Origin of the sequence: Alteromonas sp. RW2A1 (genome assembly GCF_001886475.1) — a bacterium.
In the GTDB taxonomy this organism is placed as follows: domain Bacteria; phylum Pseudomonadota; class Gammaproteobacteria; order Enterobacterales; family Alteromonadaceae; genus Alteromonas; species Alteromonas hispanica.
The window spans coordinates 2,930,759-2,957,297 of the sequence record NZ_CP018031.1; the positions used below are offsets into that span (position 1 = coordinate 2,930,759).

General features: G+C 42.3%; 21 protein-coding genes. 11 read left to right on the forward strand and 10 right to left on the reverse strand.

Annotation, left to right across the window (positions count from 1 at the left end; all coding sequences use genetic code 11):
- Position 1: 1 nt before the first annotated feature.
- From BM528_RS13120 to BM528_RS13140, 4 genes are all read right to left on the reverse strand, one after another.
- Positions 2–997 (reverse strand): NAD-dependent epimerase, encoded by a 996-nt coding sequence (locus BM528_RS13120; RefSeq protein WP_071980193.1) that lies wholly within the window; start codon positions 995–997, stop codon positions 2–4.
- A 9-nt stretch (positions 998–1,006) separates the two neighbouring features.
- A complete protein-coding gene (locus BM528_RS13125; RefSeq protein WP_071980194.1) occupies positions 1,007–2,113 on the reverse strand; it encodes a nucleotidyltransferase family protein in 1,107 nt (368 codons plus the stop codon).
- The gene (locus tag BM528_RS13130) at positions 2,103–2,987 is read right to left on the reverse strand and encodes an HprK-related kinase A (protein WP_071980195.1); all 885 of its coding nucleotides are present in this window, start codon (positions 2,985–2,987) and stop codon (positions 2,103–2,105) included. The genes BM528_RS13125 and BM528_RS13130 overlap by 11 nt, the downstream gene beginning before the upstream one ends.
- A 189-nt stretch (positions 2,988–3,176) precedes the next feature.
- Positions 3,177–3,800: a hypothetical protein gene (locus tag BM528_RS13140; protein WP_156844065.1), complete on the reverse strand. Its 624-nt coding sequence runs from the start codon at positions 3,798–3,800 to the stop codon at positions 3,177–3,179.
- A gap of 344 nt (positions 3,801–4,144) precedes the next feature.
- Here BM528_RS13140 and BM528_RS13145 point away from each other — a divergent pair, with 344 nt between their 5' ends.
- Positions 4,145–5,806 (forward strand): FAD-binding oxidoreductase, encoded by a 1,662-nt coding sequence (locus BM528_RS13145; RefSeq protein WP_071980198.1) that lies wholly within the window; start codon positions 4,145–4,147, stop codon positions 5,804–5,806.
- Between the two features lie 22 nt (positions 5,807–5,828).
- Here BM528_RS13145 and BM528_RS13150 read toward each other — a convergent pair whose 3' ends face one another.
- Positions 5,829–6,575: a S1 family peptidase gene (locus BM528_RS13150; RefSeq protein ID WP_232230487.1), complete on the reverse strand. Its 747-nt coding sequence runs from the start codon at positions 6,573–6,575 to the stop codon at positions 5,829–5,831.
- Between the two features lie 66 nt (positions 6,576–6,641).
- On the opposite strand from BM528_RS13150, the gene BM528_RS13155 reads away from it, so the two are divergent.
- Both BM528_RS13155 and BM528_RS13160 read left to right on the forward strand, forming a co-directional pair.
- Positions 6,642–7,391, forward strand: coding sequence for a YdcF family protein (locus BM528_RS13155; protein WP_071980200.1), 750 nt, complete (start codon positions 6,642–6,644; stop codon positions 7,389–7,391).
- Positions 7,392–7,514: 123 nt separating this feature from the next.
- On the forward strand, positions 7,515–8,342 hold the full coding sequence (locus BM528_RS13160) for a PEP-CTERM/exosortase system-associated acyltransferase (RefSeq protein WP_071980201.1): 828 nt from the start codon (positions 7,515–7,517) through the stop codon (positions 8,340–8,342).
- 70 nt (positions 8,343–8,412) lie between these two features.
- Here BM528_RS13160 and BM528_RS13165 read toward each other — a convergent pair whose 3' ends face one another.
- From BM528_RS13165 to BM528_RS13175, 3 genes are all read right to left on the reverse strand, one after another.
- A complete protein-coding gene (locus BM528_RS13165) occupies positions 8,413–9,255 on the reverse strand; it encodes an Npun_F0296 family exosortase-dependent surface protein (RefSeq protein ID WP_071980202.1) in 843 nt (280 codons plus the stop codon).
- 372 nt (positions 9,256–9,627) lie between these two features.
- Positions 9,628–10,599: a PEP-CTERM sorting domain-containing protein gene (locus BM528_RS13170; RefSeq protein WP_071980203.1), complete on the reverse strand. Its 972-nt coding sequence runs from the start codon at positions 10,597–10,599 to the stop codon at positions 9,628–9,630.
- 129 nt (positions 10,600–10,728) lie between these two features.
- Positions 10,729–13,485 (reverse strand): hypothetical protein, encoded by a 2,757-nt coding sequence (locus BM528_RS13175; RefSeq protein WP_071980204.1) that lies wholly within the window; start codon positions 13,483–13,485, stop codon positions 10,729–10,731.
- A 141-nt stretch (positions 13,486–13,626) separates the two neighbouring features.
- Between BM528_RS13175 and BM528_RS13180 the strand changes: the two genes are divergently transcribed.
- Complete coding sequence (locus BM528_RS13180; protein ID WP_198033560.1) at positions 13,627–14,727, forward strand: GNAT family N-acetyltransferase; 1,101 nt, start codon at positions 13,627–13,629, stop codon at positions 14,725–14,727.
- Here the strand turns inward: BM528_RS13180 and BM528_RS13185 are convergent.
- Positions 14,681–15,262 carry an acyltransferase gene (locus BM528_RS13185; RefSeq protein ID WP_071980206.1) on the reverse strand — a complete coding sequence of 194 codons (582 nt, stop codon included), beginning with the start codon at positions 15,260–15,262 and terminating at the stop codon, positions 14,681–14,683. The genes BM528_RS13180 and BM528_RS13185 overlap by 47 nt on opposite strands.
- Complete coding sequence (locus tag BM528_RS13190; RefSeq protein WP_071981318.1) at positions 15,259–16,464, reverse strand: glycosyltransferase; 1,206 nt, start codon at positions 16,462–16,464, stop codon at positions 15,259–15,261. Before BM528_RS13190 ends, BM528_RS13185 begins: the two co-directional genes overlap by 4 nt.
- A 208-nt stretch (positions 16,465–16,672) precedes the next feature.
- Here BM528_RS13190 and BM528_RS13195 point away from each other — a divergent pair, with 208 nt between their 5' ends.
- Genes BM528_RS13195 through BM528_RS13225 form a run of 7 tightly spaced genes read left to right on the forward strand, consistent with a single transcriptional unit; the run spans position 16,673 to position 26,539 of the window.
- Positions 16,673–19,261 (forward strand): hypothetical protein, encoded by a 2,589-nt coding sequence (locus BM528_RS13195; RefSeq protein WP_083595291.1) that lies wholly within the window; start codon positions 16,673–16,675, stop codon positions 19,259–19,261.
- A 49-nt stretch (positions 19,262–19,310) separates the two neighbouring features.
- Positions 19,311–20,303 carry a glycosyltransferase gene (locus BM528_RS13200; RefSeq protein WP_071980207.1) on the forward strand — a complete coding sequence of 331 codons (993 nt, stop codon included), beginning with the start codon at positions 19,311–19,313 and terminating at the stop codon, positions 20,301–20,303.
- A gap of 2 nt (positions 20,304–20,305) precedes the next feature.
- Positions 20,306–21,418, forward strand: a complete 1,113-nt coding sequence (locus BM528_RS13205) for a glycosyltransferase (protein ID WP_071980208.1) — start codon at positions 20,306–20,308, stop codon at positions 21,416–21,418.
- Complete coding sequence (locus tag BM528_RS13210) at positions 21,411–22,448, forward strand: polysaccharide deacetylase family protein (RefSeq protein ID WP_071980209.1); 1,038 nt, start codon at positions 21,411–21,413, stop codon at positions 22,446–22,448. Before BM528_RS13205 ends, BM528_RS13210 begins: the two co-directional genes overlap by 8 nt.
- Positions 22,449–22,450: 2 nt before the next feature.
- The gene (locus BM528_RS13215) at positions 22,451–23,521 is read left to right on the forward strand and encodes a FemAB family XrtA/PEP-CTERM system-associated protein (RefSeq protein ID WP_071980210.1); all 1,071 of its coding nucleotides are present in this window, start codon (positions 22,451–22,453) and stop codon (positions 23,519–23,521) included.
- A 13-nt stretch (positions 23,522–23,534) separates the two neighbouring features.
- Positions 23,535–25,436, forward strand: coding sequence for an asparagine synthase (glutamine-hydrolyzing) (gene asnB, locus BM528_RS13220; RefSeq protein ID WP_071980211.1), 1,902 nt, complete (start codon positions 23,535–23,537; stop codon positions 25,434–25,436).
- Positions 25,433–26,539 carry a glycosyltransferase gene (locus tag BM528_RS13225; RefSeq protein ID WP_071980212.1) on the forward strand — a complete coding sequence of 369 codons (1,107 nt, stop codon included), beginning with the start codon at positions 25,433–25,435 and terminating at the stop codon, positions 26,537–26,539. The genes asnB and BM528_RS13225 overlap by 4 nt, the downstream gene beginning before the upstream one ends.

Below are 26,539 nucleotides of genomic sequence, written 5' to 3' on the forward strand. Positions count from 1 at the left end.
TCTAGTTTGAATAGTAACTTTTATACCACAGTGCAAACTTCTCTACCCCCTCTTCTATGGACGTCTTGGGTTGATACCCGGTCAATTCAGTCAATCGAGATACATCTGCATAGGTATCTGGTACATCGCCTGGTTGTATAGGCAACAAGTTTTTATTTACCTTGCTATCAAACGCCTTTTCCATCAATTCAATAAAGCTAAGAAGATGCACTGGCGTTTGAGCGCCTATGTTAATTACTTCATACTTATCGCCAGAGATATTTGCGTTAGAACCTTTACCGTCGACTCTATCTAACGACCTTACAATACCCTCAACAATGTCATCTATGTATGTAAAGTCTCGTCTATGCTCACCATAATTATAAACATCAATACTTCTTTTTGATGATATCGCTTTGGCAAACTTCATAGGGGCCATGTCTGGTCGGCCCCAAGGCCCGTATACAGTAAAAAAACGCAGGCCGGTTGTCACTAAGCCATATAAATGGCTATAGGTATGTGCCATCAACTCGTTGGCTTTTTTGGTGGCGGCGTAAATACTAACCGGGTGATCAACATTATGCTTTTCAGAAAAAGGCATTTCTTTATTTGAGCCGTAAACAGAACTTGAAGATGCATAAACCAAGTGCGGAATATTGGTATGCCGACATCCCTCTAAAATGTTCATAAAGCCAACGACATTACTATCAATATACGCGTTAGGGTTTTCAAGAGAGTATCGAACACCAGCCTGCGCTGCTAGGTGAATAACGCCATCGAACTTTTGCTGCTCGAAGAGTGCAGCCATACCTTCACGGTCTTCCACACCCATTTCAATAAACGAAAAACGAGATGAGGCGCTCGATGACTTAATTTCAGCTAGCCGTGCATGTTTTAAATTCACATCGTAGTAATCGTTAATATTGTCAATACCGACTACTTCGTCACCGCGGTTAATCAGGTATTGAGATACGGAGGCGCCGATGAAGCCGGCTGCGCCGGTGACTAAAATTCTCATAACCTTTCCTTAAACCTTATGTTCCCGTGAGGATTTGGTAAAAACATGCTTTCCTAATAACATTTTCGTCATACCTCTTAGTAATTTCATACTGGTATGATAAGCCAAAGTGCCTATAGGCATTTTTAAAAAATGACCTCTAGCTTCTGCAAGTGCATTTAATGCTCCTCGTTCGCCCGATAATAGTAGCGCATGTTTTGGCTCTGATACTTTACTAAGTAGGTTAACCTCCCATGTAGGTATCTCGCCAATATATTCTATGACTTGCGTGTGCACCCATTCAGGCAAATTCAAACTATAACGTGTTTGCAGAAGGTGAAGTGCAATAATACTTTCTTTTTCAAAACCAAAGTCACGATGAAGCGCAAATAAGCAATGATAGAAGTCATCATTCTGGCCTTTTGCCAGCAGCCACAAGTCAGTCATATCGCGAAAAGCAGAGCTATAGTCGTCATTGAAGAATAAATGTATAGCACTATGAAAAAACATGCCTGAATCGTTGAGAGTTAACACCCCGTCAACTTCCCGTTTAACAACTCTTACAAATTTCTCGATGTCTATACTTTTACCGGATATTGGCGGCACCAGGTTGTGATGTAAATCAAGAACGGTGCCTCTAGTACCGTGCTGCATCGGAGGGATTTCATGGGCCCACTGCCGATAATATTTTTCATCGTAGTCGTCTAGCTCTTTGCTAAACCAGCCTTGAATTGCCAACCTGCTTTCAACGTTACTAATAGCGTCTTTTGGCACAAGTACATCAATATCGCTATACACGCGCCCAATAGCTGCGCTATTGTCACAAAGGGTATACGCTGCACCTTTTAACAACAGTAAAAAAGGGGTCTCATTGCCTATTGCTTGCTTAAGGCAATGCGTTTCACACAACACTACAGAACGTTGTTTTTCAGCAAGGATTTCCGCATTCTTACAATGGCGCTGGACATTATCAGGAAGAAAACCCGTCATTCCTTGTTTTTTGAGAAGCAAATAAAACCGCGCAAGCAAGTTTTCGTGGCGTAATACCAAAACAAGAGCGTTCCATTGATGAAGTGTAAAAGACGACGTAGACTCTGGCTGTGTAAAAGCCTTTAATACTTGTTGACTACTTAACATGTTCAGTACCAATCACTTCTTCGGTTAAAAAGCTATCTAGTTCCTCTAAGCTGCTATATTCAACTTCAAATGAAGATGCATGTTCTACTAACTTGATTAACGACTTCACGCCTTGTTCTTGAAGTACCGTATAATTAAAAGCGTTTTCTGCAAGTGCTGTGTAAGCCGTTGCCTGGTCCATGTCGTAAACATCAAAAAATATATCTTTATTATACTTGGGAAAAACGATGCCAACTACTTTGGCTTGTTCAGCCTCTTTTGCTACCGCGATATCACCTGGTGCCATATGAACTACATCACCTTTATGCGTGTCTTTAGCGATGGTAGAAAATACGTCGTTTGGATACCATGACTTTACAAGGTTAATAGAATCATTCTTCAAACATATTGGCCTCACAAATGGAGTCACCGTTGACGTCTGCGGTGTGATTAACGCCATTTCGTCTGACAACAGGCGCCAGCCGTTCCTTGATAAATAAGCGGTAAGAGTACTTTTACCCGACCCTGGTGGTGCGGGGAATAAAACCGCCCTGCCATCTTTAGCTAGCACTGCGGAGTGAATAATAAGGTGAGATACTTCATGTGCGGCAACCACCCAATTTAACCCCCACTCAAGCATAGCAAAAGCTTGTGACTGGTTAAGCGGTTTGAACGGTTCCATTTTGTCACACTGGAATCGCGCTTGGTCGTTGATTAAACGCCTTATACCACCAGAGTGGGTCACCGATACGCGATAATCTATGAAGCCATCATGATTTTCAGGCTGCACTACACGCTTACCATACAGGTTTTCTAGGTTATCGATGACAGACTTATGGTGTGAAGTGATATGAAATGCAAACGGGGAGCATAACAAAATACGTTTATATACCAAGCAAAAAGCCCTTACGTGTTAGGTCTTCTAAAACTTTATCACCTAGTTGCACACGTACACCACCATCATTGCACTCTAAAATAACGCATTCTTCGCAATTTAGCAGTACAGAAACGTCTGAATATGTGTCGTAGAGAATAACTCCGCTCTTGTCGCCAAACTGATGGCAAAGAACGGAGGCATTTAGCTTCACAACGACTGGTAGTTAGATGGGTTTGCAATAATTCCAGCAAGTTCTGTTGCTGAATTAACCGGGTCAGCGAAGGTAAGTTCCGCCAATTTCAACGCGTATTCATACTCATCATTAAACGGGCGACCGTTAGCTACGGGGTAATGAACATCAGACCCTACTGGAGTGTTACCATATTTCGCGTTCAAGTACATGGCAACCATTAAACGGTTGTAGTCACTAGGGCCGGCTACCCAAGGTGCGTTTCCTGCAGTTTTTTTATTGTTTTTTAACAGCAGTACATCGGCAAGTGTTCTGCTCGCACCAATTTTCTTCACTGAGCGATCTTCTTTATAGCGAATGCCTTGATTCGCGCGTGAGTTATAGCCGGTTTCGCCAAATACATCAACAAACCTTTCCGACGGAACTAGCGTTATGTTAGAAGCCCAATAGTCAGGCCCCTGCAGTCTTAAGGTACCGCCGTTAGCCCAATCAGAACCATGTCCAGATGCTACTATTGAGTTAGTGATGCCGTTCGCCCAAACAGATTTTACTGGTAAAGACACAAACGCAGCGCCAACAGCAGTTCTTTTAACGAAGCGTCTTCTACTTTGCGTAGTTTCGTTGATTTTTGATTTGTCCATTTTATGCTCTACCACTTTTTTTTCGAAAACATGAATGTTTTCATTTCGCCGTTGCCAAAATATATGCAAAAAGCAAGCCAGAAAATAAAACCTTGTTCTTAAACAGGATTTTTTTGCAAAAAAATAAAAATGTAAAATTTTTCAACAATATATAAATAAAGTTCCACGCACATAGTATGCTCTAACAGAAGAGACTAACAAACTAGACTGTTTATCTGACTGTTACTTTTCACATAGAACGATTTAGTTAATAAAAACTTGTTTTGCAATTGTTAAAGTATATACCAATACTAAATTCTTCTCGATGTAATTATTTAATCTATTTTTAAGAGGTGCGTGTCCGCATGGAAAAACTTAGGTGCGTTTTAACAAGTGTGCTTTCGGAGTACGCAAATGTGTTATCGAGTCACGACAAAATAGCGCCTTATAACGTTAATACAGAGGCACTCAACTCAACGGTTTTTTGCGTTGTTGAAGCAAAGGACAAAGCTGCTGTTTCGCGCTTGTTAGAAGTAGCGAACGCCCATGAGCAGCACAATATTGGATCTTTTTCTATTTACCCGATAAGTACAGGCAAAAATTGGGGTTATGGCTCTGCCGTACCAAGTACAATTAATGGCAATGTGGTATTGCTCGACCTTTCTGCACTTAACGGCATTAATTACTTCGACAAACAAAATGGCTTAGTGACAATTGAGCCAGGCGTTTCTCAACAACAGCTTTATGACTTTTTACAAGAACAAAACGCGTCCTTTATGGTGCCAGTTACGGGAGCAGGTCCTACTACCAGTATTCTCGGTAACGCTCTAGAACGTGGGTATGGGATTACGCCAATTGCCGACCATTTCACCGCTGTTACTGCCATAAAAGGTTATTTGGCTGACGGGAGTTTTTACGAATCATCATTGCAAGCAATGAGTAATGCCACAAACCCCAATCACGAAGATTGCTATGTAGATAAAACCTTCAAATGGAAGCATGGCCCCTACCTCGATGGCATTTTCACTCAATCTGGCAATATGATAGTAACCGAAGTAACTATTGCTTTAGCAAGAAAAAAGCCCGCTTTCGACTCTTTCTACATGCGTTTTTTTGACAAAGATAGTTTCGAAACAGCATACGGCGTAGTGCAAGATATCTTCCAAAATTTAGAAGGCGTTGTAGGCTCCATAAATCTAATGGATAAACGCCGCGTGGCCGCCATGGTGGCAGAAAACCCACAAGGCCCAGGCAGCCACGCTGTCATGACAAGCGAACAAGTTAACAGCATTGCTAAAAAATACGATGTTCCGGAATGGACCGTAGTAGGCACGATATATGGCACAAAAGCAGTAACGAAAGCCGCTAAAAAAGATATAAGACGCATCGCTGGAAAAAAAGCGGATCAATTACTGTTCTCTAATAGCTTGCTGATTAATTTAGGCAAGGTTGTAACGAAAAAGGTCAAATCGCCATTATTATCTAGTGCGAGAGAACAGTTAGAAAAGCTGTCGGCAGGGATAGAAGTGATGCAAGGTAAGCCAAGTCAAGTAGCATTACCCTTAGCATATTGGAGAAACCCTCGGATAAAGCCAGACAAAACCCGAATAATGAACCCTGCAGAAGACGGATGCGGCTTACTGTGGTACGCCCCTTTAGTTCCAGCAAAAGCAGATGCTATGAAACAGTTTGTTGATATGATTAGAACTATTGCACCTCGGTACAATATTGAACCAATGATTACGTTTACAAACTTGAGTGGCATTTCAACAGACAGTACCATCCCAATTGTGTTTGATAAGGAAAACCCTCAAGCAACAAAAGATGCACATGACTGCTTAGATGCGCTGGTCACAGAAGGGTTAAAACATGGGTTCATTCCGTATCGCCTTAACATAAAACAGCAACAAGCACTCAATGCGGATAGTACGTTTTGGAAAACTGCCGGCAAAATCGCTCACGCGTTAGATCCAAACGGAATCATCAGCCCAGACAGATATAACCCATATAAAATTAAAGACAGTTAGCTATAATTTTTTGGAAACAACGCTACAAATTTCGTTTTTTCAAAAGGGCATTCACGTGCTTAATCGGAATAGCATAGCTAATACCGCTAGGTGCAGATAGAGCAGACTCTTTACCTTGGCTGACAAAAACCTTATTAATTACCCCAACAACTTCGCCCTTTTCAACACTATAAACTGGGCTACCCGAGTTTCCAGGATACGCAGTAGCATCTAGCTGATACACCATCTCTGGTTTATTTAAGCGATTGAGCATAGCAGAAGTCAGTTGATTGGCGTTCTGAGCAGGTATAGCGTCGGGTGTTATTGCTGATACCATACCTTTGTGTGTTGCAGGGTAAATACCTAAAGCCGCGCCAATAGGAAACCCGGTAAAGGCTACATCAGTGCCAGGTTTAAGCATTGTGTCAGACGCTAGCATAGCGCTTGGTAATGAACCATCAAACTCGAGAAGCGCTAAGTCGTGCAGCGGATCTATTTCTAAAACCTCTGCTTTAAATGCTTGTATTTTTGTTCCTTTTCCTGTTATCACAACGTAATGCTGAACTATTTGAGGATCGAGTATTTTGGACACCACATGATAGTTAGTTACAGCACGCTTTCCATCTGCAACCACAAAACCAGTACCTAAAACCTGATTACCACTGTTTTCTAAAGGTGTGTACAACCCTATTGCAACAACTGACGGTGTGACTGTTTCAACAACTTTCGTAAATTCTTTAGAAGCCACCTGACATGTGCCAAAAATCAACAAAAGAATTGTTATTCGCATACGTTTCATAAATAACGTAGTCTCACACATTATGAACACCCCGATTAATTGTGTTTTGGTAAGGATATGGAACTTCTCAAACTTGTAGCTCTGCAGCTAATAACACCACTGAAGCTATCATTAATACTGTTAGTGCTATCTTTAATACTTCAAGCCATTTCAAAACAACGTATCGCAACATTCACAAAAAGAGTAGCGTTATTTTGGGTATTACTTTGGTCTCAACCATACGCAAGCGATGTATTACTGCATTTTGTTGAATACAAACCCGAGCCTAGAAACGAGCAAGCTTTACAGAAGCCCGATTATATACTCATACTTGCTTGTTATTACAGCACACAAGGTAACGTACCTGAGATCAGCCGTTGGGCCGAGTGCTCACTGCAAAGAAACGTAGAGGGAGTAAGGCTTCACAATAAATCGCAAGCGCCCATTATAATTACTGGCGGCAACTTTCTACACGACAGTTCGATAAATTACAGCGAAGTAGCTCTCAGCTTTTTTACTTCGATGAATATCGATAAAAAGAATCTGATTACAACGAATGAGGGTACAAATACCCATGAAGAAATCTTATCAGCAACACAATATCTCGAGAATAAAAACATTTGGGTAGTTTCATCTGCCACTCATATTTATCGCTTAAAAAGAGAACTTGCTGGCATCACAGCTAGTACCACATTCTTCGCTGTTGATTACCATAGTAAAGGCAGTTTAGAACCATACCTGACATTGCCATCGCAAAGTGCATTAGAAAACGCGAGAGTAGCTATGTATGAATTAATGGCTAGGGTGAAATTTACCCTTGATTATTAATAGTTTATTTTCAATAACAATTGGTAAATTAGACTAATTAATAGTTCTTTAATTGTATATTAATTTTATTACGATCTGCTAAGCTTAAGGCAATGCAGTGAACATGGAAATTTGCATAAAAATATGAGTAGCCCGAAACAAAAGAGCGTTTTAGATAGAGTGTCTGAGCTTGTCGGCAAGAACAACAGGCTAGGTAAACTCATCTCTGGTTACAGTAAGCTTAAGGAAGCTAATTATATTTCCTCGCACTTTTCTACTTACCTCACACCCACCGTTGCAAGTAGCGAAGAGCTAAAAAACGAGGTTTACAGAATAAGACACAATGTTTACTGCGAAGAGCTAGCTTTTGAACCTATTCGCGAAGATGGGCTAGAGCTTGACGAGTTTGATGCATTCTCTATGCATTGTTTGATTCAGCACGTCAGCTCCCAAAATTATGCGGGCACTGTGAGAATAGTTAGGCCTACTGAAGAACACCAAAAATTACCCATTGAAAAATACTGTTTAAACTCTATTACCCATGAAGAGCTAAACCCAGCGAATTTCGCAAGAGAGGACATTTGTGAAGTATCTCGTCTTGCAGTACCAAAAGCATTTAGAAGACGACAAATGGACGACCATGACGGAGCAGCTGTGGGTATTATAAATCAGCAGTCCTACTCTGAAACAGAGCTTAGGTGCTTCCCTTTTATCGCTGTTGGGCTTTATTTTGCAGCTGCAGGTATGGCTTTAGAACAGGGGATCAAGCATGCGTATGTGATGATGGAACCCCGGCTAGCACGCAGTATGGGTTTTGTAGGCATAAAGTTTCAGCAAATTGGGCCCGTGGTAGATTATCACGGCAAACGAGCGCCTTATTACATCAATCAAAAACTGCTAAACACTAGCCTATCGCCCAGCTTTGCAAAAATGCTAAGTGATATAAGAACTGGCATCAGCAGAAATCACTAAAAATTTTGAGCTAAAAAATTCCAAAAAAAACATCCACACTAGTGGATGTTTTTTTATGATAAATCGAGATTTAGCTTTTTATCTTGCGGCGGCGTAATCCGGCCATGCCTAGCAGTGCTAAACTAGAGAGCGCGATAGTAGAGGGGCCAGATACCGGTACGGGTGTATCAAAACCAACCACAATATTATCAACTTCACCTGCAACGCCAGTACTGTTAATCACTACTTTGGTGAAAGACTCTCCAGCTTCGAAAGCAACATTTACATAAACATTCGAGCTATCGGCTAACTGATTACCAGAGTTTCCGTTCAATTTGTCAAGCAAAGACTCTCCAGTTATTTCAACAATTAGGTCGTCCCCGTTGAAAAAGGAAAAGTCGTTGTAATCATCAACTGACCCCCAATAAAAACCGAAATAATTTATTCCTACTGTTGTATTAAGTATATTCCCAGCGTTAGTCAATAAATTTGTATAATCAAGTTCTACACTACCAAGAATACCATTTTCTGCTGGTGTGTAGGCGAAGCAAGTTTCATCATCTGCAGGAGCCGCCGCAACGCCACTTTTTCCAGTGGCGCGAACTTCAAACGAGCCAGTTCCACCTACAGTTATTCCCGCACCAGTAGAGTTGATGGCGCAACCAGCACTATCAGCTGGATTGTTAAAACCCTCCGTCCCATCGAGAAATCCATTCATCGCAGTTGCTGCGTCAAACGTTTCTATAAAATAGCCGTTGACGCCAAATACTCCGTTACCATTAACAGCCTGAGTGGGGTCTATAAACTGGCTGGTTTTACCAGAATTGTCGCCTGCAACATCAAAATCAAACGTAATCAATGCTGCTTGTGATGAGAGCGCAGCACCGCATAACAATGCGGCGATACCTGTTTTTAAAAATTTTAAATTTGACATAATTATGTCCTTTGTCTGTTTGCCCAAGATCTTCTTTACTTCTCATAAGACAGCTGCATAAGCCGTTCCAAGTTGTTTAGCTAATGTTTTTTAAGCATAAAAACAAAGGCAGACGGCACACGGCAGTATATTTGTAAAAAATATGAACACTTTTTATACAGACAGATAGAGCACGATTATGAAGCAATGCGACAAAACTATTTGAGTTGTTTTACAAATAAATGGCCATCCATTGGCTATCAACTAAATTCTTATAGAAGTACTAATATTCAATGCTTGTGTGAACCGCCAAACAAAAAATCCCCAACAGCATAGCTGGCAGGGATTCTATTTAAAACGCTCCACGCGGAGCGCTTTTGCTCTTAGTGGCGTTTAGGCTTTCTTGTTTCTGCGAACAAGACCCATACCCATTAACGCAAGTCCGAATAAGCCTAATGTTGCTGGAGTTGAGACGACGTTTGCAGTCAAATCGCCACTATTTCCACTTGCAACGTCAGTAGTTCTCAAGTTCGAGTCAAAGAAAGAAGCACTAACGCTAAACGCGAACGCGTCGAAATAATTTACAACCGTTGGTACCATACCTTGACCCGGCACGAAACCGAACTCGTTAAAGTCTGCTCTAGTTAACGAGTTAGAGACTATGTTGCCGTTAGCTATACCTTCGCCAGGCGCTTCATCTGCGATATCAATTGCTGTCGTCAATTCGCCTTCCGCAATACCACCGTAATAAGCAACGTTCACTCCGCCCACTGTTCCACCAGTTTCGGCATTGTAGTTGGCATCAACAAAAGCGCCAGATAAAAACAACGTGTCCGATGTGCTATCAATGAAGCTTGTTAACGCGCTTTGGTTAAGAGTTCCGTCACTGTTGCGAAGAAGAGCCTCAGCGCTTGGTGTCGATAAACCCAACGAATCAACTAACCAAACATTAAAGAATGAATCAGTTAGCGACAGATCTAGTGCGTTATCAAAAGGACCTCGATCATTTGCTTCTACTATCTCCAAACCACCAAACTCAAACACAAGCTGGCAAGAAGGGCAAAGTAGGTCGCCAGTATCGACATTGTTGTTGATTATACCGAAGCCTTCTAAGTTTAATCCAACTAGGCCATCTGTGTTAGCAAAAGTCATGTCTTGGCTGACGCTAATCAAGTCACTGATATTTACAATTGAGCCAGAAGAATCAGAATAATATTGCACCAGGTTTAAACCGTTATTAACGTTTCCTGTATCGCCGCTCGGAGTTGCTGGGTTTTGCACACTCACTCCACCAGGAAGAAGAATTGGCTCTGCCGCTACAGAAGTTGTAGCAAGCATCGCCGCTGCGATTAGTAACTTTTTCATTTTGTAACTCCGTACATTAAACGATATTTTCGTAACTTAGATATGCCATTAGCGTGCCAAAAATTAAGTTACTGATATCAAGACTATTTTTATAAGGCGAAAAGAATTATGTAAAAAAGTCTGACGAATTTAATTGACGTTCTCAATACTTTCCTTGTATTGAATTAGCGAATTAGTGATATTGGGCGGGAATTCTTTTTTTGCCATACTCTCTAAAAATGCTATTGCCTCCTCTTCCCTAGTTTGACCAACCAAAGCCTGAGCGTATAAGAGAAGAACCTCTATCGACATAACATTGTCTCTCTCAATCATATCGAGTAGGATTTTTTCAGCTTCAGCATACTTTTCAAGCCCAAGAAGCACTCTTCCGTGTGTCGATCTTACGCTTACGTTTTTTGATGCTAATTGAAATGCTTTTGTAGAGTATATTTGAGCTTCTTCTAAACTTCCGTTACTAGACAATAACCACGCCAGATTATTAAGCGCTTCGATATTATTGGTTTCAGTTTTGACTATCTGTTTGTAAATATTGGCCGCTCTATCTGGGTTGATAAAAATAAGTGCATCAGCAAGATAATGGAGTGCACGCGAGTCGTTAGGACTATATTCTAATAATCTCTCAATAAATCTAAGTGCACCCGCTCTACTACTAAACTCCTCGACAAGGCTTATCAAAGTAGATACTTTTTGAGGGCTGATAGAGTTTTTATAGTAATTGAGGAGTAAAGCGAACGCATCATCTTCTTGACCCATCCTGAGCAGTTCCGCTCCCTCGGCTTTTGAATCTAAAAGAGTGAATACTGGGTCATCTTTCCATTTTGACGAGCCTAAAACCTGCTTCGCAATATTTATGCGACCTTTTTGGATCAGGAGTTCCGCATAAGTAAAATGAAGAAGTTTGTTTGATGGATATCTTTTTACACCAAGAGCGGCAGTTCGAAGCGCTTCAGTAAAATCATTGTTAGAATCCAATAATTGTACCTTCGTTATATAAGCCAAAGGAGAGGCGTGCTCCTTGGAAATCCATTCATTTAGGAGCCTTCGAACTTTTTCTTTGTCTTTTTGTGCATTAGCTAACTCAACACTTACTTCAAAATAGCCAACAGTTTTAGCGCCTATACTTTTCAGTTCACTTTCAGCAGCGTCGAATTGTTCGTCATCTATATATGCACGCACTAAAAGCAACCTCATCCTGTCACTTAACTTTAAGCTCCGATTAGCTAATAGCCTAATGAAAGAACTCCATTTTTGATTTCGTTTTGCAAGTACAAAATATGTTTCGGCAATATTAATTGTCAAACCTGCCTGTTCCACATATTTTAAAATCGCTTCAGAAGCACCATCAAAGTTGTTCTCTTCTATTAGTCGTGAAACTCTGAATAACAATGCTGTTTCACTTAAAGGCTCAATTCTACTTAATTTTTCGCTGTAATAATTTGCCTCATTGTAATCTTTATTGAGCAATGATGCTTTTATGGCCAACTCTATTAAGGGAATATAGTCACTGTCGATACTCAAGCCCTGTTTAATTACATCTGAAGCTGTATCGTAACGTTTTTCAGTAATGTAGTTGTGTGCTAGAAGAAGCCTTGCCTCGATGTTGGAAGGGTCTAGATCAAGGACGGTATTCGAGAGTTGTAGCGTATTTTCTCCTCTTCCGAGCCCCATTTCTAATGCGGCACGCTCCATTAGCCTTGAAATGCTAACTTCTCCTTGCGCCAACTCTTCTGTATTAGCCAAAACCCTTTCAGCTCTATCTTTATGACCGTCAAGTAAAAGCGCAATTGCAATGTTTTCGCCAAACTCACTATTAAGTAACTTACTGCCTTTTTTAATTTCGATGTCGTACCCCAACCTAACTCTAAGCAACGTCTCGAGGTCTTGAAGGCCCTGACTTTTTGATACGATATTTGGAATTGCCTTCAGTGAATCGAAAGACTGTTCATATAAACCAAGATAGTACGAAGACACAGCTTGAATATACTTTAGCATAGGGCTATCGAAACCTGCAGCGATTGCTTTTTCGGTAGCTGTTTTAGCTTCATCATACTTATTTGCCCTGAAAGCATTTTCAGCAAGCATATGATCAATAATAGGTGCATTACCGATTTCTAATGAAAGCTTTTCAAGAAGAGTAGTGCTTTCTTCATAACTCTTAGTTTGAACCTTTGAATTCGCGAGATAAATCTTTACACGTTTGTTACCTGGAAACTTTTTGAGATACTGCTCGAAGGCTTCAATAGAACGTTCATAACTTCTATTCATAAAATATAATTTGCCAAGCACGGGCCACTTTTCAAAGAACTCGTCATTTATCGACTCTAGCAAGGCAACTGACGTTTGAACTTCAGGCTTTATGCCATCTACTTCTGACAAAGATTTAAAAAACAATTGAAAATCAGATGCACTCGGATTGTCCCTTATAAAATTTTTTGCAAAACTCTCCGCAGCGATTGGTCTCCTAATCTGTAGCAAAGATAGGTATTTGAGTGCAGCTTCGTTCTGTTCTAGGTCTTTATCTGGGCCTCGTTCTAGCTCAGTTAACACAACTTCATAATTTTCTAGTTGGAAGTTAGATAATAGATAAATATCATCTATTTGCGGATTGAAGGGTAGAACTATCTTGTTGGGATCACTAAGTCGCTCAATCATGCTCACTGCTTCTAAATAATCTCCTAAGCGATAATAGACTAACGACGACATTGCTCTTAAGTAGTCGTTGTCCTCATCAAGTCGCAGTGCGTTTTTAAGTGTGATAAGCCCTTCGTTGTTTTTTCCATTTTTGATAAAACCCACCGCCTCTTGTCTATATGACTCGACACTCTCCTGCTCACAACCCAATGCTAGAATTGCGGGGACTAAGATAAACAACTTTAGAAACTTCATTTGCTCTTCCTAATAGGCATGATAACTATACATCGTAGTACTTTTTATCTATTTAATTTAAGGTATCACACAAGAGTAGTTTTACAATTGAGTATGCGTCATTATTTGCCGCATTCTTATAAAAGAAAGGGAATAGACTGGGTGAGTAATTCTGTTGTGGTGAGAGAATCTCTTCGTTTAGAAGAGCAACTAGCTATATGGGAAGATGTGTATCTAAATACACGTTGCTCAAGTCCCTTCCTATCTCCTCATTGGATTGAAGGCTGGCTGCGGAATATCAGTAGTCCCCTACTAACAGCATTATTTTATTGTGGTAATCACATAAAAGGTATTGCATTGATAGGAACAAATACACAACGAGTACTAGGCTTAAAGATAAATAATGCTTACCTAAATCAAGCTGGTACTGAAACTGAAGATCAAGCTTGGATAGAATACAACGACTTGCTTTGCCCAGAAAAATTTAGAACTGAATTTTTTGAGTTACTCGTCAGTGAATTACGAAAAAGGAGGTTTCATAGATTTAAAACGTCAATGAAAACTAATAGTTACCTTCAATTTTCTAAGTCGCAGTATATAGCCCACACTGACGTTCTGATTACAAAAGGATTTACAACAAGTCTTGATGTTTTTACTCAATATCCGAGTAAAATTATGAGTAAGAATTCACGCACCCAAATAAAACGAAGCCAAAAATTATTGAAACTCGAGTTTGGAGACATTGATATCCTTAAGTGTTCGACTCCTACTGAAATATTGGAGGGACTTAAAGAGTTGGCAGAACTCCATCGTTTGCGCTGGGGAAGTACCGAAAATGGAAGCGGATTTGATAATTCAATATTTATGGAGCACCAAAAAAGTATCCTTTTGACTAAGCCACACTTTGCTGAGCTTATTAAGTGTGTAGCAGGTAACAAAACCATAGGTTTTTCTATTAACTTAATTCTAAGTGAAACCGTTTTTTTTTACTGCTCTGGCATTAATTACTTTCGAAACGACAATAAGGTGAAAGCAGGGTATGTAATGCATCACGAAATAATGAACTATTACGCTAATCGTGGATTTAAAACTTACGATTTTTTAGGCGGAAATAGCAGGTATAAGAGTTCTCTATCAAATAGAGAGGTCTCATTCTTCACAGAAACGTTTATTTTTAATAATCTTACTGGGAAAGTGCTATCCACTTATAAGAAAATTAGGCACTGTCTCTCAAAACCCTCGCCGGATTCCCCCCAACAATAGCGCCTTCGGGCACATCATCCACCACCACAGCGCCCGCAGCTACAACACTGCCTTTGCCAACATTAGCCATTACCAGTGCACCATTTCCCAACCAGCAGTTTTCACCTATTTCCACTTTGGTAAATATACCACCTTGATCTTTGATCGGCTTTGATGGATCTGAAAAGTTATGCTGCCCTTTTCCACTCATAATATGAACGCCGCTGCCTAGCAGTGTGTTTTTACCTATACTGCATTTACCAATATTGCATTGAGGGCCAATGTAAACGCCCTCCTCAATACTTGTGTCTTGCTGCGAAAACAACGTACCAAAAGAAATCACAGCGTCTGGCGAGCATTGCGTAAATACGAAGCGGTAGAAACCGCTGCGTAAGTAACTGCCCAATTTGCCGGGTAACAGTGATAAACACTGACTGTAGCTTGCTATCAGGGCATCTTTATTTAAAACCATCGACAATAGTAGGTAGGAAATGGTTACTGGACTGATTAACAGTGCTAGCAACAAAAAAACACAACGCTTAATAAATGGCTTCATATTTTTTCCAACGCCTGTTTAAGGGGCTGCAACTGTTGTTGCCAGCTATAGGTGTTATGAAGTGCATTGAAGGCACTCGCTGCTTTTTGTTGAGCAGTGTCGGCTTCTTTTACACATCTAACGCATGCATCAGTAAAGGCCCCATCGTCGTCGGCAATGAACATAGTGTTCTCGCTCGCATAGCTAATTCCTTCAGCCCCCATACTGGTGGTTATTACAGGTAATTTGCATGCAGCAGCCTGCAACACTTTATTCTGCACGCCTCTGGCCAATCTAAACGGGGCTACAAACGCAGTGGCCTTATGAAAGTACGGCAACATGTCGTCGACAAAGCCAGTCACATAGACAGCCTCATCACGCTCAGCTAACTGCTTTATGTCTTTGGTGGGGTTCATGCCACCTATAGTAAACGTAGCACCTGGCAAACGCTGCTTTATGGTGGGCCAACAGTGTTCAACGAACCACATGACTGCATCCACATTAGGTTTATAATCCATTACACCGGTAAATAAGAAGTTAACCTTAGTTGTCGGCGTTGTAGCAGGAAAAAAAGCTGAAAAATCCAATCCGTTTCCTAATACGCTAACAGGTTTATGGGCACTAACCGTTTGTGCAAATAAACGCACTTCCTCATCGGCAATCAAAAAGGTGTCGTCAAACTCAGCATTCGCCCGTGCCTCTAACGCGTTAATCTTTTTGCTTTCTCTGGTGTAAACAGCGCGCATGGGAAACGAGCTAGATACGGCATATTGACGCCACTTATCAGAGTCTACATCCATCATATCCATAAAAAGAGCGCACGTTCTCTCGTTATAATTAGCAGCGTTAAACACATAATAACCAAGGCTTGAAGCACTAAGTAGCAGTGCGTCGCAGCCACTTTTTAAACGCGCATTTACTTCCTTTTGAAGCGCGCTGCTATAAAACGCGCCAACACTAATGGCTTGCCGGTGAAGCAGTGCCCAACTGTAGCGCATAACTTTGTGAGGCAACGGGAATACGGTGACTGAAATATTCAGCTTTTCACCAAGCGCGTTAGCATCGGCATGGTCCTGTTCGCTTTCGCCTAAACACAGCACTTCAACTTGATAGCCAAGTTGCGTTAAAAATTCAACTTGATGATAAGTACGAAGCTTTTCGCCCTTATTCGGCGGATAGGGCACCCGTTGAGATACGACAGTAATGTTGCGCGGCTTCGCCATTTTTGCGTCCATTAACAAAATTTTTATTTCCCGCTGCTATAGTACGTTGAAGGCTGTAACTCGTCAAAATTACGAACAGTGAGAGTTTCGATTCCAACCTATTGTGCGATTGCATAAGCAGGCAAACACATTGGCATTGCATAACAACTAATATAAAGTATTGCGAAGTTATTACATTACCCATCACGGATGAAATATAAGTAGCCCAATGCAGTATAATGTTTTTAGTTTATATAACGCGAGTGCGCATACTCAACGCGGCTCATTCTGTGTTGGTGTCCCCTGCCCTCAAGGTAAACTATCGGTATCTGATCCAGTTGCACTGATTGATGAAAATGGCGACTACGTACAAGCCTCCTTAGAAACGCGTCACTTGTGGCACGATGGTTCAGTTAAGTGGCTGTACATCACGGGTATAACGTCTTTATCGTCACATGAAGCGAAAAAATACTCGCTTAAATTGGCGACAACTTCTCAGCCCACTTACATTAACCCAGTTAAACCCATCAATTCGAATAGTCAGTTAGAAATACAGTTGTCAAACGGCAAGGTGGTTACAGTAAGTCGAAATCGGGCGGGGTTTATCAATTTTAATAACGAACTTACAACCTCGTTTACCCACCATAGCGATAGTAAATACAAAACCCTATCCTTTGTGCATATTAATGAGTTCAGTTATGAGGTGTTACGAAACCATTGCCACAATGTAGCAGTAAAAATTAAGCACAAAGGGCAGCTTGAAATACAAAACAAAGCGCTGGATGTTGAAATTGAAAGCACAATTTTTTTAGCAGATGGTGACGTGCTAAGGGACATCACCATAACGAATCCAGCGGCATCTTTGCACCCAAATGGGCAATGGGATTTAGGCGACCCGTCATCGATTTACATTGATGAACTGTCACTCGCGGTAAACAAACAAGCGAGCACGTTAGTTGTAAACGATGAACTGCAACTTAATGCTCCCTTTAATAATACAGTCATTCATCAAGCATCTAGTGGAAAAGCCCATTGGCAAAGCCCTGTGCACGTTAACGCGGCAGACGAAGTTAACTTAGCCCACAAAGGGGTTAACGTTTATTGCAATGGCGAATTGGAGTACGAAACTGAGCAATGCCAACCGCTCGCTACATTTGAATTAGAAGACAGCGCCTGCCTTACGCTTGAAGCTAAAGAGTTTTGGCAGCACTTTCCCTCAGTAATGACCGCCACCAAAGACAGTACATTCGTGAGCTTACTGGGCGCAAAAAACAGTGAACCGCAAGAGTTACAACCAGGTGAGCAATTAACGCGCCGAATAACGTTATCCACAGGCCCACTTACAGCCTTTGACGTGACACTTAGCAAAAGCTGGGTTCAGCACTCCTCTTGTCTTCCTTTTGCCCCCTTTAATGCGCCTCAACAGCTTCAGCAACTGGTGGATAAGGGAATAAGTGGTGACAATTCATTTTTCCACAAACGGGACGCTATTGACGAGTACGGCTGGCGGCATTTTGGCGAATTGTATGCCGATCATGAAAAAGCACTGGCACCTGATACGCCATTTTTTGTGTCGCATTATAATAATCAGTACGACCCCCTCTGCGGCATGCTGTATCAGTGGGCAGTAACCGGCGAGCAGCGCTGGAAGGAGCTTGCCGACAACTTAGCCAAGCATGTAGCAAACATAGATGTATATCACACCACACTAGATAAACCTGAATATTCTGGCGGGCTGTTTTGGCATACCGATCATTATGTGCCTGCCCATACGGCCACACACAGAACCTACTCCAAAAATCAGCCCACTGGGGTATATGAAGACCACGCGGGCGGCGGCGGCCCGGGTGGTCAGCATTGTTACACCAATGGATTACTGCATCATTACCTGTTAACCGGCAGTACTACCTCTAAACAGGCCTTACTGAAAATTTGCGGATGGATAGAGGTTTATTACGAGGGCGATGGCACGCTACTAAATGCACTGCTATTAGTCAAAAATGCCGGTACAGAAGGATTAAAAAACGTAAAAACCGGCCAATACCCTCTCGATAGGGGTACCGGCAATTATCTACAGGCCCTAATGGACAGGTACGCGGTATTAGACGATATAAGCGACCTTAAAAAGTGTGCCCATATTATTAAACACACGGTATCGCCAAGCGATGACATTGCTCAGCGCCAGCTACACAATGTTGAATCCACCTGGTTTTATACTGTCTTTTTCCAAGCTGTGTGCCGCTTTATTCAAATAAAAGAACAGCTTAACCAAAGCGACTACGACTATACCTATGCGGTATATTCATTAACCCATTACGTTAATTACATGCTTGAGCATGAGTATGCGTATTTAGATAAGCCTGACATTTTAGAGTTTCCCAACGAAACCTGGACTGGCCAAGATTTGCGTAAACTTTGCTTATTCGCGTTTGCAAAGGCCTACATGCCAGCACTTGCACCGGCATTAGAACAAAAAAAGCAAAGCCTGCAACAGCAAATTATTGAAAGACTGCAAAACTCAGAAGAAAGCGAAACCACCCGCCTTTTATGCCTTATGATGCAAAATATGAATTTTGTTGACTACGAACAAGCAGCATCACCCACCACTGATTTTTTGAATGCACTTTCATGCGGGCGCTATATAAAAGGTCATAACGCAAGAAGTCATAGTTCACATGACGACAAACCGTTTTCAGCTAATACAGAAAGCCTAATCACTTTCGTTATACGCACGCTTCGTAAGTTTTCGCTGCGCAGAGAGCGCAGCCAAGCGGTTAAACGATTCCCGAAACTTCAGCAATGGTTGGGTAAGCCATGATTGCCACAACAACCCGTTTAATATCATGAATAGCGATATAAGCAGCCCTATGAGCAGCAGTACAAGTAACACTCAAAGACATAAAGTAGTCAGCTTTGTTATTCCTCATAAAGGCCGCGAGACTATGCTGCTACAAACGCTGGATAGCATAAAACAGCAAACGCTAGACGCTGAAAAATTTGAAGTAATTATTGTTAGCCAAAACGAAAACGTATCGCAAACCTTAGCCGAATACCGACAGCATTTCTCGCTCACAGTAATGCATAACGACGATGCTAACAGCATCTCGCACTCTAGAAACATAGGGGCAGCGAAGGCTACTGGCACCTACTTAGCCTTCCTCGATGCCGATGTAAGCCTAGCGGCAAACTACACCACCATCATGCTGCAAACGCTACAACACACACCTTCACTCGCCCTCGTTGCGGCTATGCAAGTAAACTCAGAACACGCACCACCTTTAGAGCGAATTAGAACAGCGCTAAGTAACGCCGAACTTGATACTACCGTTAGCTTTTTACCCGGGCGAAATCTCTTTTTACATAAAGATACCTTTGCAAAGGTGGGCGGTTTTCCAGAACACCTGCTCACCTGTGAAGACTATTACTTTACCGGGCAAGTGAGTGAATATGGCGGCCTTTACTACACGTCCGAAACCCATTACGTGCACTTAGGGGAAGATAAAGACTTTAGCCCCATGTTTAAAAAAGAAATATGGCGCGGGCAATCCAATATTGCATCAACAAGCGGCAGGCCCATTCCCCTTCGTGAGCTACCTAGTTTTATTGTGCCCTTTGCTGTCACCTTGGGCGTTTTATTTTTATTAATTTGCCTGCTGTATTCACACACTAACTTCGCTATTATGTTTAGCATAATCGCAGGAGCACCTCTTCTGGCGTATACAGGTAGGCTTAAAAAGCTGGTAGGCAATACGGTATCGTTTTTTAATTGCCTACGCTTTTACCTTGTGTATTTTCCAGCAAGAGCCATAGGAACAGTATTGGGAGTACGCGGCGCGGTAACCACCAGCTCGCATAAATAATAATGAAAATATTGCAGTTTATATGTTCTACAGGGTTTTACGGCGCAGAGCGCTGGGTATTGGCGCTGTCTAAACACATGCCTAGCAATGTGACTAGCGAGCTGGCAGTAACATTAGAGCCGGGCACGGAAGACCTAGAGCTTGTTAAGCAATTCAAAACCATTGGTAAAACCCACCATGTTCCTATGCATGGACGCTTCGATGTAGGCGCGGTAAAAAAACTGGCAACCCTGATTAAAGACAACAATATCGACATTATTCACACCCACGGTTACAAATCAGATATTTTAGGGGTTATGGCCGCTAAAAAAGCCGGTATCCCCTGTGTAGTAACGCCCCACGGTTTTGAAAATGCGGCAGACTTTAAGCTTCGCCTGTTTATTTGGGCTGGCTGCCAAGCCATGCGCTTTGCCGATAAAGTGGTTCCCCTTTCTAAGCAGTTACTTGCAGACGTGAAAAAATTTAACGTTGCTGAGCACAAGCTTGCTTATATTCAAAATGGCGTAGACTTATCAGAAGTTGAGGCTGTAAGAATAACCAAGAAACCAAAGCCGGAAAACAGTAAAAAGGTAATAGGTTTTGTGGGGCAAATGATAAGCCGTAAAAACATTACCGCCATACTCGACTGTTTCGATGCGTTGTATAAAAAACGACAAGACATTCAGCTGGTGTTTCTTGGTGATGGCGAAGAACGCCCTAAATTAGAATCGTATGCGGATACCCTTGATAGTGAACACGCTATCTCATTTTTGGGTTTTAGAAATGACAGGCTAGAACAGCTTCGCGATTTTGATATGTTTGTAATGACCTCCACCCTTGAAGGCATTCCCCGCTGTTTAATGGAAGCCTGCGCCATGGAAATTCCGGTGTCGGCTTACGATATTGCGGGCATCGATCAACTCATTACCCACAAAGAAAGCGGTTTACTTACTCCTTTGCATAACACGGAGCAATTACAAAAAGACTGGGAAACCCTGCTAGACGATACCGACTACGCCCAACAACTAGCACAAAACGCGCGTGTATTTGTGCAAGAACACTTTTCGGCACAGCGCATGGCCGACGAATACTATGCCTTGTTTTCAACTATGTTAAACGAGAAACGCCATGGGTAAGCCCAACGTTTTATTTGTACTAACCATAGACACGGAAGAAGAATGGCAGTGGGACAATGAATTTCCACAGCACGATTGTTCGGTACAAAACGTAAAACAGCTTCCTGCATTTCAAGCCTTTTGTGAGTCGTTAGGCATACGGCCCACCTATTTTGTCGATTATGCTGTGGCTAACGACGCTCAAGGCAGTGGTATTCTTCGCGAGTTTGTGCATACGAAAAAAGCAGAGGTTGGCGCACACCTACACCCTTGGTGTAACCCACCCTATTTTGGCAAAACCACCGAAGCCGAAAGCCACGTGATTAATTTACCAGAGGAACAAGTTGTACAAAAGCTGGATGAGTTAAACCGCGTCATCAATGAAAAAATAGGGGTAATGCCACGTTCCTTTAGAAGCGGCCGTTGGGGTATGAAAGGTAAAACCCTTGAACTGCTTGCCTCGAGAGGCATTACCGTAGATAGCAGCGTATACCCGTTTTACGAAAACCCGTTTTTTCATTGTAAAGGGGCGCCTAGCACACCCTACTACCCCAGTTTTGATAATGCCCTTGCCCCAGGTGAACAGCAAAACATTATGGAATTGCCGGTAACAGCAGGGTTTAACACCACTCATTTCTCAATGGCAGACAAAGTGCATACTGCGCTTTCTAGCGGTATTATTTCAGCCATAAAGCCTGTTGGTATTCTGTGGCATACAAAACTGCTACGAAAAATTTATTTAAGCCCAGAGCTTACGCATAGCGAAGACATGAACACCCTAGTAGATATCTGCTTAGATAAAAAGTACCCGGTAATACACATGTATCTGCATAGCTCTAGCTTAATTGATGGGGCCACTGGGCTATTAAATATAGACGACGCTTTTGGCACAATTTGTACGCGCATAAGCGCTGTTGTTTCTCATCTTCAAGAAAAGGCGGATGTGTCGTTTTGCACCATTACCGAAGCGGCGACACGCTTAAAAGCGGCACCCGCAGCCGTGCAAACTTGCGCAGAAGGCCAATACAGCCATGAGCTGCAAAGGAAATAGCCATGAGTAGTACTAACGCTATTTCAACTAGCCTTGTATCGCTTGCAGATAAAGCGGAGTGGGATAGCTACGTAGCCGCCCACCCCCAAGCCACTGCGTATCATAAGTTTGCGTGGCAGCAGGCCGTAAACCATGCCTACAAGCACGCTATATACGGCGTAATAGCCAAGCAAGAAAATACAGGTAACATCGTAGGCGTTTTGCCCTGCGTATTAATAAAAACGCCACTAATAGGTAAAAAGCTGTGCAGTTTACCTTACTGCGATGTGGGCTATGCGTTGGCCGATAGCAACGATATAGCAATGCAACTACAGCAATTTCTAACTCAGCAGCTTTCTGTAACCGGCAGTAAGGCGCTAGAAATGCGCGCGGTACAGGCAGCCCCCGTCGATACAAGCCAGCTTAACCATCAAAAAGTGCGTATGCTTTTGCCGCTGCCCAATACTAGTGAAGCATTAATGGCAGGCTTCAAATCTAAGCTTCGTAGCCAAATAAGAAAGGCAGAGAAAAACGGGCTCACCGTTTCGCTGGGTACTAAGCAACCATTAATTAACGACTTTTATACGGTATACACCAAGAACATGCGTGACTTGGGCTCGCCCGTGCATGCCAAAAAATGGTTTGAGCAAATCGTCAATGCTTACGAAGAGAGCTGTATTCTTAGCGTGGTGTATAAAGACAACACACCCATTGGTGGCGGCCTGGTAATAAAGAATACTTCCAGTGCCTCTATTCCATGGGCTTCTACCCTGCGCGATTACAATAAACTGGCTCCAAACATGTTGCTATATTGGTCGCTATTAGGGCACTGCGCAGATTCAGGCATTAAAACCTTCGACTTCGGCCGCTCTACCTATGAAGAAGGCACCTACAAATTTAAAAAGCAGTGGGGAGCACAGCCACAGTTGTTAAATTGGCAGAAGTTTGATCAACACGGTGCTCTAGTAAAAGAGCAGCTAGCGGCTACATCGCCAGGTAAAATGCGCCCCATCGCTGAAAATATGTGGCAAAAGCTTCCTCTTACGTTTACCGTAGCCGTTGGTTCGGCAATTAGACCGCATATCAGTTTATAGGGAATAAGAGAACATGTGTGGCATTGCAGGTTTTAGTTTATTTAATTACAACGAAGGTGGTGAAAAGGCGCTGCATGACATGCATCACGCTATTTTGCACCGCGGGCCCGATGCCAGCGGTACCTACCTAGATGAGCACATTGGCTTATGTCACCGCCGCTTAAGTATTCTGGATCTTTCAGAGGCGGGCAACCAACCTATGTACTCTGCCGACGGTAACTTAGTTATTGTATTTAACGGCGAAATATATAATTTCTTAGAAATACGGGCAGAGCTTGAGCAACAAGGCGTTGCCTTCAAAAGCCACACCGATACTGAAGTTATTCTTGAGCTATATGCCCGCGAGGGTATTCAATGCCTTCAAAAGCTGAACGGCATGTTTGCATTTGCCCTATGGGACAAAGCAAAACAAGAGCTATTCATTGCCCGAGACCGATTAGGCAAAAAGCCTCTTTACTATTTTTCTGACAACGGTCGCTTTGCCTTTGGCTCAGAAATTAAAGCCATTTTAGCCTTACAAGATATTCCCCGAGACATTCGCTTAGACGCCGTTTACGACTTTTTTGCCTACCAATACGTGCCAGATCCTAAAAGCATCTTTCAGCATATTCATAAACTGCCACCTGCCCACTACATGGTGCTGAAAAAAGAAGGCTTTACTATTAAAGAATATTGGGATCTAAGCTTTAAAAACATCAGCACAGCCAGTGAAGATGCCAACAAACAACAGCTAAAAGCACTGCTAGAACACGTAACCAAACTGCGTATGATAAGCGACGTACCGCTTGGGGCTTTTTTAAGCGGTGGCGTAGACAGCTCAGGCGTAGTCGCCATGATGAGCGAGGCAAGCGAAACACCGGTAAAAACCTGCACCATCGGATTTGATAACAAAGACTTTAACGAAGCGGACTTTGCCCGAGAAATAGCAGAAAAATGCAACACCGAACACCACGAATATACGGTACATCAAAATGTTGCCGACCGGCTAGAACATATTGTTAGCTTTTTTGATGAACCCTTTGCCGATCCATCGCTGGTCCCTACCTATTTTGTATCAGAGCTGGCAAGAAAGGCTGTAACCGTGGCACTAGCCGGTGACGGTGGCGATGAAATGTTTGCAGGATACGAAAAATATACCACTGATAACATTGAAAATAAGCTGCGCAGTAAATTTCCAGAAAGCGTGCGCAAACTCCTATTCCCAGCTCTGGCAAGCCTTGCCGGAAAAGTACCTGGCACAGTAGGCAAAAAAGCAAAATCGCTGTTAACGACATTAAGCCACGACGCCGCGATGGGCTTTTACATTACCAATAGCATGATTACCGATGAAATGTGGAATAGCTTGGTAAAACCCGTCGTAGCTGAAAAGCTAAAAAGCTATCATCCTAGCCACTATACCATCGACACTTATCACAAAGCCGATGGCCCAGATCATTTAAGTAAAATATTGTATACCGACATTAAAACCTATATGACGGGGGATATTTTAGTAAAAGTTGACAGAATGAGCATGGCAAACTCACTCGAAGTGCGCGCCCCTATTCTTGACTATCAAGTGGCAGAATTTGCCGCTACCCTGCCCTCTTCGCAGAAATACCGCGACGGTGAGAAAAAATACTTACTCAAAGAGGTCTTTAAGCCCTTTATTCCCGATTCACTGTTGTATAGAAAGAAAATGGGCTTCAGCACGCCGTTGGATGAGTGGTTTAGAGGTGAATTGAAATCACTGTCTGAATCTCAAATAATTGGTTCACAGCGCGGGCTTAGCGACGTATTCGAGAGCCGTGTTATAAACAAACTTTGGCACGAGCATCAAACACGCAAAGCCGATCACGGCACAGTGCTGTGGAGTATGTTGATGTATCAAATGTGGTTTGAAAGATATGTAGTAGCACAAGAGGTTACGCAGCAATGAAAGTCATGCACGTAACTTTTGACATGCGCATTGGTGGTACTGAAATGGTGATTAAAAACATCATTGAGGGAAATACTGATGCAAATATCGAAATGTCGATTTATTGCATTGAAGCGCCATTGGGCCCTTGGGGCGAAGACTTAAAAGCATCTTGCACGCCGATAGTGGTTGAAGCTCGCCTGCCTGGTTTTGACAAATCGCTAATAAGCAAAATAAGAAAACATATCAAAGAAAATGATATCGATATTTTGCATTGTCATCAGTATACGCCTTGGGTTTACGGCACTCTAGCCGCGGCTTTTACAAAAACTAAGGTCATATTCACCGAGCATGGCAGGTTTTACCCAGATTCCTCTAGCTGGAAACGGAAGCTAGTAAATCCTGTTCTAAATAAGTTTACGTCAGCTGTTACGGCAATTTCAGAAGCAACGAAAGGTGCACTTGAAGAATTTGAAGCTATTCCAAAAAACGATGTAAAGGTGATTTACAACGGGATTAAGCCTTTGGACAGGGATAATGAGGCGAAGAACGCCTTGAAAGAGCGCTTGAAACTACCAGACGACTGTATCGTTCTTGGCACTGTTGCGCGCTTTGATCCAATTAAAAACCAGGAAATGATGATAAAAGCGTTTTCAAAGGCGCTACGTGAAAGAAACAACCTGATACTTTTACTTGTAGGTGATGGTGAGTTACGGCCTACTCTTGAGACAATAGTTAAAGAAGAAGGCATTTCTAACAACGTTCGATTTACCGGTTATATTAAAGACCCTTCACAATTTATAGATTTAATGGATGTTTTTCTGCTTTCCTCGCTTAGTGAGGGAACATCGATGACGCTGCTGGAGGCAATGTCACTCTCTAAACCGTGTATTGTTACAGATGCAGGCGGCAACCCTGAAATTATAATAGACCAACAGAATGGGTTGGTGACGCCTAACGGATGCTGCTCTTCTTTCTCACATGCAATTGAATCACTGAGCTCTTCACCTGTAAAACTAAAAGCGATGGGTGAAAACGGCTATAATATTTTTTGCGAGAAGTTCTCCGCTGACACTATGATCTCGCACTACTCTTCAATTTATTTTGAGACGATGGAAAACTGA